The organism is Sphaerisporangium album (assembly GCF_003323745.1).
Lineage (GTDB): Bacteria > Actinomycetota > Actinomycetes > Streptosporangiales > Streptosporangiaceae > Sphaerisporangium > Sphaerisporangium album.
Genome location: NZ_QOIL01000034.1, coordinates 39,478 through 54,166, shown reverse-complemented (window position 1 = coordinate 54,166; position 14,689 = coordinate 39,478). Strand labels below are relative to the sequence as shown.

13 protein-coding genes are annotated in these 14,689 nt (G+C 69.4%); all 13 read right to left on the bottom strand.

The window, feature by feature from the left end; translation table 11 throughout:
- Positions 1 to 340 precede the first annotated feature (340 nt).
- The 13 genes from murJ to DQ384_RS38225 all read right to left on the bottom strand — a co-directional run bounded on the left by murJ (position 341) and on the right by DQ384_RS38225 (position 14,634).
- Positions 341 to 2,005, bottom strand: a complete 1,665-nt coding sequence (gene murJ / locus DQ384_RS38285) for a murein biosynthesis integral membrane protein MurJ (RefSeq protein WP_114033786.1) — start codon at positions 2,003 to 2,005, stop codon at positions 341 to 343.
- Positions 2,006 to 3,090: 1,085 nt separating this feature from the next.
- Positions 3,091 to 3,336: a hypothetical protein gene (locus DQ384_RS38280; RefSeq protein ID WP_114033785.1), complete on the bottom strand. Its 246-nt coding sequence runs from the start codon at positions 3,334 to 3,336 to the stop codon at positions 3,091 to 3,093.
- 395 nt (positions 3,337 to 3,731) lie between these two features.
- Positions 3,732 to 4,010, bottom strand: a complete 279-nt coding sequence (locus DQ384_RS38275; RefSeq protein WP_147269058.1) for a hypothetical protein — start codon at positions 4,008 to 4,010, stop codon at positions 3,732 to 3,734.
- A 54-nt stretch (positions 4,011 to 4,064) separates the two neighbouring features.
- The gene (locus tag DQ384_RS38270; protein WP_147269057.1) at positions 4,065 to 4,652 is read right to left on the bottom strand and encodes a hypothetical protein; all 588 of its coding nucleotides are present in this window, start codon (positions 4,650 to 4,652) and stop codon (positions 4,065 to 4,067) included.
- 150 nt (positions 4,653 to 4,802) lie between these two features.
- On the bottom strand, positions 4,803 to 5,132 hold the full coding sequence (locus tag DQ384_RS38265; RefSeq protein WP_114033782.1) for a hypothetical protein: 330 nt from the start codon (positions 5,130 to 5,132) through the stop codon (positions 4,803 to 4,805).
- Positions 5,122 to 5,574 carry a hypothetical protein gene (locus DQ384_RS38260; protein ID WP_114033781.1) on the bottom strand — a complete coding sequence of 151 codons (453 nt, stop codon included), beginning with the start codon at positions 5,572 to 5,574 and terminating at the stop codon, positions 5,122 to 5,124. The genes DQ384_RS38265 and DQ384_RS38260 overlap by 11 nt, the downstream gene beginning before the upstream one ends.
- The gene (locus tag DQ384_RS38255; protein WP_114033780.1) at positions 5,571 to 5,816 is read right to left on the bottom strand and encodes a hypothetical protein; all 246 of its coding nucleotides are present in this window, start codon (positions 5,814 to 5,816) and stop codon (positions 5,571 to 5,573) included. Before DQ384_RS38255 ends, DQ384_RS38260 begins: the two co-directional genes overlap by 4 nt.
- Before the next feature lie 8 nt (positions 5,817 to 5,824).
- Positions 5,825 to 7,015, bottom strand: coding sequence for a hypothetical protein (locus DQ384_RS43895; protein ID WP_114033779.1), 1,191 nt, complete (start codon positions 7,013 to 7,015; stop codon positions 5,825 to 5,827).
- Entirely contained in the window at positions 7,012 to 7,530 is a 519-nt protein-coding gene (locus tag DQ384_RS38245) for a hypothetical protein (RefSeq protein ID WP_114033778.1), read from the bottom strand. The genes DQ384_RS43895 and DQ384_RS38245 overlap by 4 nt, the downstream gene beginning before the upstream one ends.
- The gene (locus tag DQ384_RS38240; RefSeq protein WP_114033777.1) at positions 7,531 to 7,998 is read right to left on the bottom strand and encodes a hypothetical protein; all 468 of its coding nucleotides are present in this window, start codon (positions 7,996 to 7,998) and stop codon (positions 7,531 to 7,533) included. It lies immediately after the preceding gene.
- Entirely contained in the window at positions 7,992 to 10,598 is a 2,607-nt protein-coding gene (locus DQ384_RS38235) for a LamG-like jellyroll fold domain-containing protein (RefSeq protein WP_114033776.1), read from the bottom strand. The genes DQ384_RS38240 and DQ384_RS38235 overlap by 7 nt, the downstream gene beginning before the upstream one ends.
- Positions 10,598 to 14,191: a hypothetical protein gene (locus DQ384_RS38230; protein ID WP_114033775.1), complete on the bottom strand. Its 3,594-nt coding sequence runs from the start codon at positions 14,189 to 14,191 to the stop codon at positions 10,598 to 10,600. The genes DQ384_RS38235 and DQ384_RS38230 overlap by 1 nt, the downstream gene beginning before the upstream one ends.
- On the bottom strand, positions 14,188 to 14,634 hold the full coding sequence (locus tag DQ384_RS38225) for a hypothetical protein (protein ID WP_114033774.1): 447 nt from the start codon (positions 14,632 to 14,634) through the stop codon (positions 14,188 to 14,190). The genes DQ384_RS38230 and DQ384_RS38225 overlap by 4 nt, the downstream gene beginning before the upstream one ends.
- Between the last annotated feature and the right edge of the window lie 55 nt (positions 14,635 to 14,689).

The following is a 14,689-nucleotide window of genomic DNA, read 5'->3' as shown; positions in this document are numbered from 1 at the left end:
AGTACCTGCGCGGCGGGAATCTCCCGCCGCCTCAGCTCCTCGAGGAGAGGCTGTCCACACCAGGTTATGAGATCGATCCGAACGCCCTGTCCTGCGCGATATGCCGACCTTACGGGGTGGCCGCCAGGTCACTGCCTCGTTTCAGCGTCGGCCTCACGCGGTAGGCGTCTAAAGCGGTCACGCGAGCCATGGCATTACCACCTGCGCGGGAATGGCGCCACGATCTGTGCGCCTGGCCCAGAGTCGGGTGAGGTCGAGGCCCTGGACCCGGTGAGCTACGCCGATTCATGCGGGACGCCGTCGATCCTTTACATCGACCTCTTACTCACCCGGTCCTCGGTCAATCAGGTACTACCGCGGTGTCATCGATCGCGTCGGCGTCTTGTTTCACCGGTGGGGCTGCTCGCCTGGTCACCATCCCGAGGATCGAACTGATCTCCGGGATGCGAGTCTTGAGGGCGATACCTAGATAGAGCAGCATTCCAAGGCCTCCACCGACGACCAGGATGGCGAGTGCGCTGACGAATCCGAGGCCTCCGGACAAGCGCTGGGCCGCCCAGACCGAGGCCAAGGCCAGCACAGCGGCGGGCAGCGATGACCAGTACATCCGGGTGATGGCCGCCCCGACTGCCCAGCCACCGAGGCCTTGTACGCGGCGGCTGGCCAGAACCCAGGCGACGATCCCACCGAGCGTGTAGGCGATGGCGTAGGCGAAGGCCAGTCCCATGACGACATACCGGGCGGGGAGTGAGACGTACAGGATCACCATGAGCAATGCGTTGACTGCGGTCGTACCCGCGCCCACGAACACCGGCGTACGGGTGTCACCGAAGCTGTAAAAGACGCGCAGCAGCAACTGGAACACCGCAAAAGGCATCAGTGCTAGCCCGTACACCTGGAGGACATTGCCGATGTAGATGGCATCGGCCACGGAGGTAGCTCCATGGGCGTAGATCGGCACGGTGATGGCGGGGCCCAGAACCATGAGCAGGATGGAGACCGGTACCATCACCGAACTGATAAGTCGCACGCTCGACTGAAATTCGTCGCGGACGTCGTCGAGCCGTCCCTTGCCGACGGCCCGGCTCATACGCGGCAGCATGGCTGTGATCACTGAGACGCCGATGATGCCGTAGGGCAGCTGGAAGAGCTGGAAGGCGAAGGTGTAGGGGGTGATGCCATGGCCAGGCGCCTGGTCACCGGCTGCGCTGGACAGATTCGTGGTGAGCATGAAGCCGAGCTGGGTGATCACTACGTACCCGATGGTCCAGACGCCCATCTTGGCCATCTCACCTAGCCGAGCGTTCCGCAGATCGAAGCGGGGGACGAAGGAGAACCCGGCTCGCTTGAGTGAGATGATCAAGACGATCGACTGCGCCACGATCCCGGCCGTCGTACCCAGGCCAAGAAGTGCCAGCTGCGCCTCAGTGACCTGTGAGACGTTGCTGCCCCCCCTACCCGCGACCATCGCGAAGGCCAGCAGTATGCAGATCACTACGAGGTTGTTGACCACCGGCGCCCACATCGGCGCGGCGAAACGATCGCGAGTGTTCAGGATGGCGCCGGCGACAGCCCCAATGCCGAAGAAGGCAAGCTGCGGCAGGATGAACCTGGCCAGCATCACCGCCACCTGGAACTCGTCGCTGTCGGGCGCCCAGTTGGTGGTGTAGAGGTCGATCAGCAACGGCGCCGCAAGCACGGCCGCAACCGCAACCACGATCAGTGCGAGCGTGACCACCGTCAACAACCGCTGCTCGTAAGCCCGCCCGCCATCAGGGTCCTCCTGCTGCGCTCTGACGATCATGGGAACCACGACACTGCTCAGAACGCCAAGCAGGAGCAGGTCCAGGATGCTGTAGGGAATGGCGTAGGCCGCGTTGTAAGCGTCGCCCATCGCTGCGGTTCCGATGGCGTAGGCGAGCACCATGGTACGGACGAATCCGGTGACCCTGGACACTGTCGTGCCTGCGGCCATGATGGCGCTGGCACGCAGGCCGCGACTCATGACGTTTCACACTCCAACCGGTGTTTTTATTAGCGACGATGAGGGCCCTGCATGGACTGACTCCGCTTGGACGCCGGTCCATCGCGTGAGGACTCCGGCATAAGCCAGTCGAAAATACCTCAGTTGCTGTGGCTGTGCTGAGCCGGCGAGCGTCCCAAGCATCAGAGTGGCAGCAACTCGTGCACCTGCCTCGCTGTAGCGCTGCCAGTAAATCGTGTTGAGGAAGTGCCGTTCACTGTGATATGGGCCCCCGGTAGGAGCGGATACCCCTCATCAAGGTCGCAGCCCAACACATAGTACGGGCGAGGCTACTGACTGTGCATCAATTCGGCAGCACTCCCTAGGAGTAGACGATGACCGCATCAGACCACACTTCCAAATATAGAATACTCGTCGTTCCGAAACGTTATAGTTTCTAACCCTGAAAGAAATACTATGGCCATCCCTATATCCACCAAGATCTCGATTGATTAATATCTGGAGTGCGACGCGGGTTTGTCGAGGGCTCATAGCAGCCCGGTCATTCTCAGATCTCCGCCACGCACGGCACGCGCAGTTTCAGCGAGTAGCGCGTGCAGTTCGGCAAGGTTCGTCATCCGTTCCCCGAAAGGTAGGACATGAAGAAGCGACTCGTTCTGGCATCGGTATTGACGGGAGGGGCTTTCGCTGCCTCCCTGCTGGCAACAAGCATGCCGGCCTCTGCCACCAGCACCTTAGCCAACCTCTGTACGCATCAGGCAACTTCGAGCGGAGGCTACGTTACCGGCAAGTCCTGGTGTCCCACCAAGCCGGCCCAGCATACACACCGTGTATGGATGGACTGCAGGCCTCAAGGAAGTCCCGTAACTTACAGGATTTACGGCCCGTACGTAGGCGGAAACCAAACCTCTACGGCTAGGTGTGGTCTGTACGAGACCTCGTCCAACATCGGTCACGACGAGTTCCCCGAGCCCCCCCTATTGAGTAATTAGGGGCCGCATCGAGCAGGCATCGCCGAGATAGCGGATAGGCGCTACAACGCAATACCGTGAGCTGCGGCGGACTATTACAGTTCGCCGCAGCTCACATCTACAATAAACAGGTACTTAACCCTGCTGCTGCGGCTGCACCAGCAGCCTGGCAGGCCTGGTCTCCGCATGGGCGATCCAACCAGCGCGAGAGTCCCCGGCCGACCTTGCCGCGTGTTGGGCCTTGAGTTGGCGCGTCCGGGTGCCGCTGAGGGTGTGCGGCGCCGGCCGTAGCGCAACCGAGGCATACATCGCGATGTCTTTGACCTGCTCGGCGGGGATGCCGCCTTCCAGCAGCGCGGTGAGCAGGGTGGTGCGCACCATGTACGGATGCAGGGCATGGGCGCGTTCGGGGCGACCGACCCCCCGTCTTTGCGTGCGAAGAGCAGCGCGCTGGCCGGGTGGTCTGTAGGCAGCGGCCGTAGAGGCTTCGACACGGGCAGCGGCTCGGTCTTGCCCGCCTTGTGGCAGAACCTCACCGTAAGGTGTCGCTGCCGTCGGCCTCGATCGCCGTCAGCTCGCGGCAGGAATTAGTCCCAGAAAGACGAAGCGTCCCCGTCTCCAGCCAAGTGGAGACGGGGACGCAGGCACGTCGGTGCTGGTCGTCCAGATAGGGCCAGACCCAGCCACCGGCGCTGAGCTAGGCGAACGTGCCTCCACCGGTACGGCCAGACCCTATCGGCGCCGCAGCGATCTGGGGCCGGATCCGCACAGGTCGTTCAGCTTTCCTGCTCGTAGGCGCGCGTGGTGACTGGTATCAGCACGCGGCCCGTAGCGTCACGCGGATCGGCCACGGGGGTGACCGCGCGATGGGCCGACCACCACGCGAGCACGACGATGATGCCGTCGATGACCTGCTCGATGCTGACCAGATCGACTCGGGCCCACTCGGCGGGCAGCCATCCTGCCCAGACGGCTAGGCGGAGCGCGCCGACGCCGATCAGGGCGAGTGCTCCCCGGATCGCCAGCGGCTGGCGGATGCGCAACCTGATTGGCATTGTGCTCCTTCCACGGGGTGAGGCCGGCCGCCGGGGCGGCCGGCCGGTGGACTGCTACTGCTGCTGCTTGCGGACCTCGCCGGGGACCATCTTGATGGTGGCGGTGCCGCCCGGGACCACGTCGATGGCCTCGGTCACGCTGAGGTCCAGCGCGGGGATGCTGGCCGTCACGGTCGCGCTGCCGGGGACGCCGGCGATGACGTCGGCCGAGCGGGTGTCCTCGGCCACGCGCAGCGTGGCGACCTCGGGGTTGTCGACCGACCAGGTGATGGTCTCGGGGGTGTCGAACCCCTTGGCGTCCTCGGTGTCGACGGTGTAGGTGATCTCTTCGTCGTCGTGCAGCTGCACGGTTTCTCCTTCGGGGATGGGGGTGCCGGTCGGCGCCCCGGTGGACTGGCTCCGGATGGGGCCAGGGATCAGGCGCAGGCGCACGGTGCCCTGCAGCCAGGCCAGGTAGGTCTGTGCGGTGCGGCGGATGTTGGTCTCGGCCTGGGCGATGGTGGCGGCCCGGTCGACGCCGGGGCACAGCGTGAGGCTGCCCAGGCGCACGTGGGTGTCGACGGCGGCCTGCAGCGCCGCGATCCGTACGGCCATCGGGTCGGCCGTCAGCGCGGGGAGCGGGCCGGTCTCGGGTTCGGTCACGCGGATGATCACCTCATTCGTGGGCGAGAAACAGGAACCGGCCGGCCACGTAGGCCACCAGCGGACGGAAGGGCTGGCCGGAGGGGGCAAAACGGCGGCCGACCCCGGGTTCGTCGTGCCGGGCGTAGGCCAGAGGTGCCGATCAGATGGTCATGCCTCGCGGCGTGGATCCCGGGCGGCGAGCTCGCGCTCCAAGGCGCTGACGCGGTCCTCCAGCGCCCGGCGCTCGCGGCGTTCGCGCGCCACGGTGTCCTCCAGCTCGCGGCGCTGGGCGCGTTCGGTGTCCAGCCGGGACTGCAACTCCACCAGCTGCACGTTCAGGCGGTCGTTCATCTCCTTGAGCGTGGAGAAGGTGGAGACGGTGAAGTCGCCCTTGTCTTTTCGCCGGTCCCGCAGGTAGCTGGTGATCGCGGTGATCGCTCCACCGCCGAGCACCGCGGTGACGATGGTGCCCAGGGTGGTCAGGGTGTCACCCGCCATCGCGGTCTCCCGGGCCTCCCGTGGCGTCGCGGCGGATGGTCAGGTCCACCCTGCGCATGTAGGTGGCCAGGGTGGCGACGATCAGCGGGTACGCGGCCAGCACGCCGTCCCATCCGGCCACCGCGATGATGGCCACCGCGTACACCAGGCAGGTGATGGACAGTAGCTGCAAGCCCAGGGCGAGCACCGGCAGACGGGTGACCACCAGGCGTCCCTCGTGCTCACGGACGCTGGCCAGCCCGGTCAGCCACGCCGCGCAGCCCACCAGCAGGCACACCGCCCACAGCCGGGTCGCCCACCACGGCAGCAAGGTGTCCAGCGCGCGGGAGCTGGTCAGGTTGCACAGCGTCGCGACCGCGGAGGGCAGGCCCATGACGGCGAACATCGTGTCCATGGGCTGGGTGCGCACCCAGGCCGGCAGGCGCAGGACCAGGCGCCTCACGCAGGTGCCGGGCGGGGGACGTCGACCACGATGACGGCCTGGGCGCCGGGCTCCTCGGCGCTGAGGAGTTGCTCGCCGCTCCACCACGCGCCCGACGCCGGCGCGCGGGGAACGTCGAGCTGCGCCACCTGCAGGGGCGGCATCCCTTCTTCGAGCAGCCACCGCTCGGCCTCGCGGCGCGCCTGCGCGACGTCGGGCGCGGTGAGGACCAGGCCGCGGTCGTCCACGTAGGTGATGACCATGTCCGCTCCTATCCCAGGTTGGTGAGGGTCCAGCGCAGCGCGTAGGTCGCGTTCGCGAACACCGTGCGCGACCCGGCGCCGACCCGGCCGTACAGCCGCACGGTGACCTGCCCGCCGGTGACGTCGCCGGGCTGCACGGTGTAGCGCTCTCCGCCGCGCGGGCCGGTGAAGTCGCCGGTCGGCACGTACCAGGTGCCGATACCGCCCGGCCACCTCGAGGACGTGGTGCCCGTCGACCACCACCCGGTGTCGGTGCCGGAGACCCGGGTCGCCGCCTCCAGCTGCAGATCGGACCCGGCGTTGTTGGCCATCAGGTCTGGATCGAGCACCAGGACGTCGCCGGTGGCCGCGGCGACGGTGCGCTCGGGGCCGAGTTGCGTCCAGGCGGTGCCGACGGTGATGTTCCCGGTGTCGATGTATCCGGTGTCCGCGGTGGCCAGCGCGCCGCCGCCGGCGCCCGGTGGCCCGGCCGGGCCTTGCTCGCCCGGGTCGCCCTTGGGGCCCTGCGCGCCCGTTGCTCCGGTGGGGCCGGTCGGGCCGGTGGGGCCTTGGGCGCCGGCCGCGCCGGCGGGCCCGGTGGCGCCCTGCGGTCCGCGCAGGTTGCCGGCCAGCACCCAGGCGCCGGCCTGCTGCTGGTACAGGTCCCCGTTGCTGGTGCGCAGGTACAGGTCTCCGTCCACGCGCAGCGTGCTCGGCGCGTTGGTGCCGGAGTACAGCTGCGGGGTGTGCCCGCCGCCTCCACCGCCGCCGTTGGCCGCCACGTACGCCTGGGAGGCGGCCGGGAAGCCGTCCTGGAGCAGCAGCGGGCCCGACAGTGCGCCGCCACCGAGCGGCAGGAACCCGGCCAGCTCCTGGCCGGCCGCCCCGGGCAGCGGCACCCGCAGGTCGCCGGCCCAGGGCGTCCCGGAGTCCGGGACCACGATGTAGTACGACGCGCCCACCCCTGTTAGGACGCGTTCCTGCACGTGGTACAGGGTGTCGCCGCGTGGGCTGGTGATATGGGCGGTGGGCGTTAGCGGGAGGGCCCACGTCCCGCCGGCGGCGACCTGGACGCTCGCCATGCCCAGGACCTCGGCGTCGGCGGCCTGGTCGAAACCGGCGACGGGGCGGCCTTCCAGGTCGACCAGCGTGATGACCACCGACGCGCCGCGCGGGGTTCCGGCGCCCGGGGCGGTGATGGTGCCGTGGACGACGGTCATTTGCTGCTCCACTGCCCCTCGAAGGAGATGCCGCCGTTGGCGGTCTGGGTGTTCAGCGCAGCCCCGGAGGATTGGAAGGTCTGCACCTCCACGAAGTCGGCGACGGCCAGGTAGATGCGGCGGCTGAGGCTCAGGCCCATGGATCCGGACGCGCCGGCCTGGAGCGACACCCATCCGGCCAGGGTCGTCCCGTTGATGAGGAAGAACACCTGCCGGACGCCGGTGCCGTTGGTCACCCACGGGACGTTGGCCGACAACGCGTAGTAGCCCGCGGTCTGCGAAACGTACCGGGAGGTGTTGGTCACCGTGCTGTGCCCGTTGTCACGGTCGACGACCTCGGTGTCGAACAGCAGGTTGTAGTTCGCGCTGTTGGGGGTGGCCTGGGCGACCGAGTGGCCCAGGATGAACAGCGGCGGCGACAGCATGAAGTTCAGCGCGTCACGGAGCTCGTTCATCTTGGCCGCGGTGACGACCTCCCCGACGACCCAGGTTCGCGGGGCCGGGACGGTCGCCATCTACACCTCCCCGATCGTGCGGCAGGCCTGGCACATCGCCGCGGTCTGCCCGGCCTGGTAGCGGGCGATGTCCTCGGCGCACGGCCAGGAGGCCAGCGAGGCGGGCAGCGTGGACAGGTTGGCCTCGATCCGCTGCCGCGCCGCCGGCCACGCCAGGGCGCAGGTCTTGCCGGTGGCGCCGTTGGCGCCGTTGGCGCAGCCGGTGCACCAGAACCGGGTCTCGGTGCGCGGGACGGCGTGGGAGGCGCCGCACTGCCACGGGCAGTCGGCGATCCACCGGGCGTGGTCCACCCGCGCGTACGCGGTGCCCGACTCTGGCGCGTCCCCCTCGGGCCGGGGGACGAACGGCACGCCGAGCCGGTCCACGTTGGCGTCCAGGTAGTCCAGGTACGCCTCCAGGGAGGTGACGCCGAACATCTCGTCGGCCGCCTGAATCACGCTGCGCCGTGCCGGCGCGGGCATCACCATCCGAGCACCCCCGGGCCATCCAGGACGCCATAGGTGGCGTCGTCGAGTCGGAAGAAGAACGGGTCGGCGGGGGCCAGCGACAGGCGTACGCGCCATTCCTGGTGCGGCACGACGTGGTGGCCGACGCCGATGACCTCGAACGTCCCGGTGATCAGCACCCCGCCCATCGGCCGCCGGTTCACGGCCACGATGTCGCCGGTCTCGATCCCAAGGGCGGTCGGCCAGATGGCGGGGTTGGATGCCGGGTCCAGCACGATCTCCGCGATGCGCTGGCCGGGGGCCTTGTTGCGCATCAGCAGGTAGTTGGCCATGTCGGTCACGCCGAGCGGGTCGTTGACGTGCGTGACCGCGTCGCGGGTGCGCCAGCCGCGCTGCTGGACCGACGCGTCGTCGACCGCGCGGGCCTGACGGCCGTAGTGGGCCTGGGTGGCGGTGATGTCGTTGGCGACCTGCCCGGGATCACGGTCGACGCCCATGCCGACGGCGTAGGGGACCTCGCCGAGGTCGGGCCGGTCTCCGAAGACGTAGGCGGGGGTGCGGTTGTAGCGGTAGGTCTTGCTGGTCTCGCACACATACCCCATGTCGTCCACGTACAGCCCTGCGCCGTCGGTCGCGGCGATCTCCTCCACGGCGCTCGCCAGGGCCTGGCCCTGGATGCCGCTGGCCGGGACGACGTACCCGCCGGTGGTGTAGGAGATGTTCCGGGGGCCGCCCCATCCGGCGATCTCCATCAGCTTGTTGATCCGCTGGTCGGGGGAGTCGTTCTCGTTGCCGGAGCTGGCGGCCCACCAGTGCGCGAGGATCCGGCCGTAGGGCAGGATCCGCGGGTAGATGGCCACGTGCGCGAAACTGCCGTTGCACATGCGGCCGTGGTAGACCTCATCGGCCTGCCCGCACACCGACACGAACGTCGCCGTGGAGTCCAGCGGGCACACCCGGCTTGCGACGAGCTGCGCGTTGACGTACAGCTTCCACCCGGCGGTGTTGAAGGTCAGCGCATAGTGCAGGTACTTGCCGGTGAGCGCCGGCCACGAACTCACGCTGTTAGTACGCGCCTTGGTGACCGGGTCCCAATCCCCGACCGCGACGTTCCCGGTCGCGATGTCGACATAGACGATGATCACGGTCAGGCCGGAGTTCTTGATGGCGATCAAGCCGAGGTTCGCCGCGGGCTGCGAGGCGGCGACGTCCAGCCGCGCCCAGAACTCCGCGGTGTACCCGGCGGCGACCGGAGGCATCTGCGGGACGGGGCCGTACCGCAGCGAGTAGCCGTTGCTGACCTGCAACGAGGTCAGGCCGCGGTTCTCCCACGCGGTGTTGTTCGGCGACCCAGTCAGCATGCCCTGGTCGACGCCGAACGTCGCAGCCGCCGAGCCGGGGCCGTACTTGGACACGTACTGCACCATGGGCTCGGTGTTGCCCTCGGCGAGGTTGCTGCCCGAGGTCGCGGTGTCGGGGTCCGACAGCGGCCAGTACCCGTACGGCGCATCCACCAGGATCTCGCCCTGGGCGATGTTGGGCAGCTCGGTCGTCATCGTGGCCCAGGCGTCCACCGCCGTGGCGTTGACCTCACCCCAGTGCGGATCGCGCCAGGTCTGCGGCCAACGCTCCATGAAGGAGTGCAGCACCGGATAGACCCGGCCGCCCCAGGTGGCCAGCACCCGGACCGGCGTCATGTCGGTCACGTTCGGATAGAACGGGCCCGAGCTGTTGGCGGGGTTCAACGCACCATCGTCGTTGCGCAGCCGCAGTTGCGCCTCCCCAGCCTCCAGCGTGCCGAGCTCGAACTGGCGGCCGCGGCTGGCGTCGAGCTCCAGCAGCCGGCCCGGCAGCGGGGTCCAGGTGATGGCGTCACGCGGGGTCTGCGCACCGGAGCCGAACCCGGCCGCCAGCTCGACCACGGGCCAGTTCGGGTTCGGCTGCGCCGGAGCCGCCGCCGCGGTGAGCACGGTCATGCCCGCCACGACAATGTTCGCGGCCGCCGAGGTGGTGTAGGTGACGCTGACGCTTCCGCTGGTGGTCTGGAAGCGCGGCAGCAGCCGGGTGTCGGAGGTCTGGTCGACGCCGTTGGTGCCCGACACCGGGGCGGCTGAGGACCATCCGGCCGTCGCGCTGGCCAGGGTCGCGGTCGCGCTGTCCGAGCCGCCAGCCACCAGCGCCAGCGCCTGGGAAGGCGGCGCGGCCAGGGTGATGGAGGCCGTGGTGCCCGGTGAGATGGTGGCGGTCTTACGGTCGGCGACCTGCAGGTAGTTACCGAGCCCGGAGTGCTCCTCCACGTTGGCCGCCAGGCCGGTCACGTAGTCGGTGGGTGACAGGTATACCCGGGAGGCGGCACGGGCGTTGGGCGCGGCCCAGATCGCCACCCCGCCGCCCACACCCGAGATCCGGATCAGGGGAACCCAGTAGTTGTGGACGTCGTCCCCGACGTGCACCGTCGGCACGCTCTGCGCGCCGGCCCCGGTGTGCCAGGACACCGAGCAGACCAGCCAGTTCCCGGCGGTGTTGGCGACCGCGATCTGCCGGGTGGAGATGATCGGGTCGGGGATGACGAACCCGGCGGACAGCGCGTAGGAGTCCACCCACTGATTGACCAGCGCCATCAGCCACCGCCCGGCAGCGACAGCCCGTTACTCGGGTTACGCCGGGCGTAGCGCAGCGTCTCGACCTGGACGGCCGCGCGGACCTCCCGGCCGCCGACGAACACCTTCACGTTCACCGCGGGCACCGAAGCGGACACCGCCGCCGCGGTGGAAGAGCCGCGATGCGCGACGACCGGCGCGATGACCGGGCGGGCGCGCGGGCGGGCCAGCCGCGGGGCCATCAGCGCGCTCGCCTGGTCCAGCGCGCCGAGGCTGGAGGTGACACCGACGGCGACGCCGGCGACCGTCATGGCGCCGGCCGCGCGGATCTCCGGATGCTGCGACGGGCTCTTGATCTTCAATGCCTTCTTGAGGCTCTTGGCCATCCGCTGGGCCAGGGTGTCCATGGTCTTGTCCAGGGACTTCAGCTCCGACTGCAACCCGGCGAGGAAGCCGCGCCCGGCGTCCTTTCCCGCGTCGTACAGCATGTCCGCCCCCGAGCGGCCCAGCGCGGTCGACGCCGAGTCGATCTGCTTCTGCACGGTGTTGATCTGCGAGAAGGTGCCCTTGTCGGCAGCCATCAGCATCTCGGCGTACTTCAGGCCGTCGTCGGGGCCCATGTCCAGGACCTGGCGCAGCAGGCTCTTGGACAGCCCGCGCTTGCCCAGGGCGGCCACCAGGGAGGCGAACCGGGTCATCTGGGAGAGCTTCATGCCCAGGCCCTGGCGGATCTGGCGGGCGTCGGTCGGGCCGTCCAGCGCGCTGAGCCCGGCGAACGACCGGGCGTTGCTGGTCAGCCCGGAGGCGTACTCCTTGCCCGCCGCCAGCGCCTTGGAGGCCGCGTCACGCTGCTTGGCCAGCGACTCCAGGCGGGCACTGTTGCGGTCCAGGTAGGCGATGAGCTTGTTGTCCAGCTGGGTGCGCTTGCCGCCGAACAGCTTGGCGATCGCCTTCTCCAGCCGCGAGTCCAAGGAGGCGATCTGCCGGGCGGTGCCGTCGGACATGGTCTTGAGGAAGTCCTTGCCGAGCTGCTGGCCCAAGCTCCGCCACTGGGCCGCCGAGACGTAGACGCCGCCGACGCTCACCTTCCCCCCGGAGGCGTAGCCGATCGGGCCGCCGCCGGCGTACCGCTCGACCAGGCCGCCGCCAGCGAACTTCCCGGCGTTGATCGCCTCGATGAGCGCGCGGTGCCGGCGGGTCTGCTCGGCGTTGATCACGTACTCCTGGTCCGACAGCATGACCAGGCCGCCGCCGTCCACCATGGCGGGGATGCTGTCGCTGGTGGTGGTGCCCGGCCCGCGCACCAGGCCGCCGCCCGCTCGGCGCACGATGCCACCGGCGGCCCTCTTGGGCGCCCACGGCACTCCGGTCTGGGAGACGTCGATGCCGAAATCCCGCCGGACCATGTTGATGTACACGGTCCGGCCCTGCAAAGCGTTGATCTTCGCCTGCGTCGCCGAGATCGCGGCGTTCGCTTGGGCGTTGTCGGCCTTAAGCTTGATGATCTTGCCGTTGGGCAGGACCTTGACGCGGTTGCCCAGCCGGTCGGTGACGATGATCGCGCCCTTGACCCGGGTGATGGTGCCGCCCAGCGAACTCGCGAGCCCCTCGATCGCCGCCGACCCGACCCGGCTGTTACCGGCCAGTGTCAGCAGCTTGGGCAGATGTGAGGCGATGGCCGCGTCGGTGAGCTGGACGCTGCGCTTGGCCTGGCTCTGCGCCGTGACCCACTGGCCGATGGTGCCGAGGTCGGCTTCCAGCTGACGGCTGCTTTCGGCCGCCGTCCGGTTGCGCTTCTTCAGTACCTGCTCGGTCGCGGCGAACGCATCCCGCATCCGGTTCGTCGCGCTGAGCACCCCGAGCGCCGGGGTGAAGAACGCGTTCATGGCATTGCTGACCGCCTGGACGCGCTGCTCAAGGACCAGCCCCTCGTTGGCCGCATCCTTCCAGGCCTGGGTGACCACGGCCGTGGGGTTGCGGGCCATCTCCACGGCCTGGCGGTAGCGGTCGAACTTCGCCGCGGTGGACGCGACGACGCGGCCGTTCTCCAAGATCCCCTTGGACATGTCGACGCCCACCGCGTCGGCCAGGGTGATCGCCTCATCGGAGGTGATGCCGTACTGGCGGGCCAGCGCCGCCGCCCCGGCCCGTACGTTGGCCATCTTCTTGTCGACGTCGGACTTGGCGGCCGAGACCCACTCGTTGGTCAGCGCCTGGGCGGCCTGCGCGCCCTGGTACAGCTGGATGTTGCTGGCGTTGACGTCGCCGGCGAGCTGCTTGGTCATGGCGTCGACCCGCTGGGTCGCCGGGACCAGTTGGGCGGTCAGCGCGCGGTTCATCGCCTCGTAGCCGGCCAGGTTGTTGCCGAGCGCCCGGTTGGCCACGGTCATGGACTCGACCAGCTTGTCGGTCGAGCTCTTGGCGTTGATCGCCTTCAGGGCGAAGTAGCCGATGGCGACCCCGGCCGCCACGTACAGGGCGGGCCCGGCGGCGGTGGCCAGGTTCAGCGCCTTGGTGGCCACCGAGGCACCCTTGGACGCCGCGGTGTAGGTCCTGGCCCTGTCGCCGAGTTTGCCGAGCATGTTGCCGGCGCCGGATATCGGGCCGCGCAGGCCGATGCCGAGCACGGCGAGCTGGGCGAGCTCGGGCGACAAGTCGCTGAGCTTGGCGGCCAGGTTCGCGGTGATGCCGATCAGGGACAGGCCGGTGGTGGCCAGCGGGGCCAGCGACTGGGTCAGGCTCGCGGCCAGATGCGCGGTCGACCCGAGGGTGTCGCCGAGCACGCCGATCGAGGGGCCGGCCTGCGACTCGATCCAGGTGGTGAACTGCCGGGCCTCGGGGCTGTCGAGCGCCCGGCCGAGGTTGTCCTCGAAGTCGAGCAGGGCCCGCGAGGTGGCCCGGGTGATCGGCTCCAGGCGGGGCATGATCTGCGCGGTGACCGCCAGGGCGCCGTTGTAGACCTTCAAGGTGTCCGGCTCGACGGCCTTGGCCAGGCTCTTGTAGTCGGTGACCAGGGTGCGGGTCGCGGCCGCGGAGACCTTTTGCCGGGCCGAGAGGCTGTCCCAGGTGTCGGCCATCTCGGTCTGTGCGTCGATGACCTTCTTCACCGCGGGGATCGCGAGCGCGCCGAACGCGACGGCCCCGCCGCCGGCGGCGATGAACGCCGGGGCGATGGCCACCGCGGCGGCGGCCAGCGTCACCAGCTCGCTGCGCATCAGGGTCGCGCTCTTGGTCGCCGAGGCCGACCCGGCGGCCTGCTTGCGGTAGGCGGAGGCGGCCTTGTCGGAGGCCTCGGCCGAGGCGATCGCGGCGGCCGCCTCGGCCAGGGACGCGCGCTCCAGCTCGCGCACCGCGCGGGCCGCGAGCCGGGCGGCCTGCTCCTCCTTCAGCAGGCCCTTGGCGGCCTTCTCGGCGCCCTCCGCCGCGGCCCGGGTGGCCAGGGCGGCCTTCTCGCCGGCCTCCTTGGCCGCCAGGCCCATCCGGCGGGCGCTGAGAGCGGCCTTGCTCGCGTCGCGGTCGAACTTCTTGGCCGCCTCGACCGCGGTGCTGGTACCGCGGACGAAGGGGTCAGCGTCGGCGATGTACTTCGCTACCGCCGGGGGCAGCTCGGTCACGTCAGCCCGACCTTGGCTGCGAACGCCGCGCGGGCCTGCCGCTCCAGCTCCCCAGAAGCCATCAGCCGGATATGGGAGGGCCCGACGTAGGGGCGGGGCGGCAGATAGGAGAGGTGGCCGCGGCCGGTCCACCCACCGAGCTCCTGGATGCGCGAATACTCGATGCTGGGCGCGGTGTGGGCCTCCCAGCGGGCTGCGCCGGTCTGGCGGGGCCTACGCGCCTTCACCGACCGTCGCAGGCCGCCGGAGACAAGCGCGGGCGGCGACCCCGGCGGCGACGGCGTCAGCGTGCCCTTGGAGTGGGTGTACGTCCGCAGCGTCGTCTTGATCTCCCGCTCGGAGGCCAGCGCCATCACATCGGCGGCCGCCCGGGCGCCGTCCGAGGCGCGCCGGCCGTACCCTTCCAGCGCCACAACGAGGGCGCCGACCTGGACATCAGCCACTGCCACTCCTCACCTTGTCGATCTCACCGGCGATCGGGAGCAGCCACGGCTCTAC

What these genes read in the sequence shown, in the direction of transcription:
- murJ (WP_114033786.1), bottom strand. Translation starts at nt 2,005, where the DNA reads ATGAGTCGCGGCCTGCGTGCCAGCGCCATCATGGCCGCAGGCACGACA.
- DQ384_RS38280 (WP_114033785.1), bottom strand. Translation starts at nt 3,336, where the DNA reads ATGGTGCGCACCACCCTGCTCACCGCGCTGCTGGAAGGCGGCATCCCC.
- DQ384_RS38275 (WP_147269058.1), bottom strand. Translation starts at nt 4,010, where the DNA reads ATGCCAATCAGGTTGCGCATCCGCCAGCCGCTGGCGATCCGGGGAGCA.
- DQ384_RS38265 (WP_114033782.1), bottom strand. Translation starts at nt 5,132, where the DNA reads ATGGCGGGTGACACCCTGACCACCCTGGGCACCATCGTCACCGCGGTG.
- DQ384_RS38255 (WP_114033780.1), bottom strand. Translation starts at nt 5,816, where the DNA reads ATGGTCATCACCTACGTGGACGACCGCGGCCTGGTCCTCACCGCGCCC.
- DQ384_RS43895 (WP_114033779.1), bottom strand. Translation starts at nt 7,015, where the DNA reads ATGACCGTCGTCCACGGCACCATCACCGCCCCGGGCGCCGGAACCCCG.
- DQ384_RS38245 (WP_114033778.1), bottom strand. Translation starts at nt 7,530, where the DNA reads ATGGCGACCGTCCCGGCCCCGCGAACCTGGGTCGTCGGGGAGGTCGTC.
- DQ384_RS38240 (WP_114033777.1), bottom strand. Translation starts at nt 7,998, where the DNA reads ATGGTGATGCCCGCGCCGGCACGGCGCAGCGTGATTCAGGCGGCCGAC.
- DQ384_RS38235 (WP_114033776.1), bottom strand. Translation starts at nt 10,598, where the DNA reads ATGGCGCTGGTCAATCAGTGGGTGGACTCCTACGCGCTGTCCGCCGGG.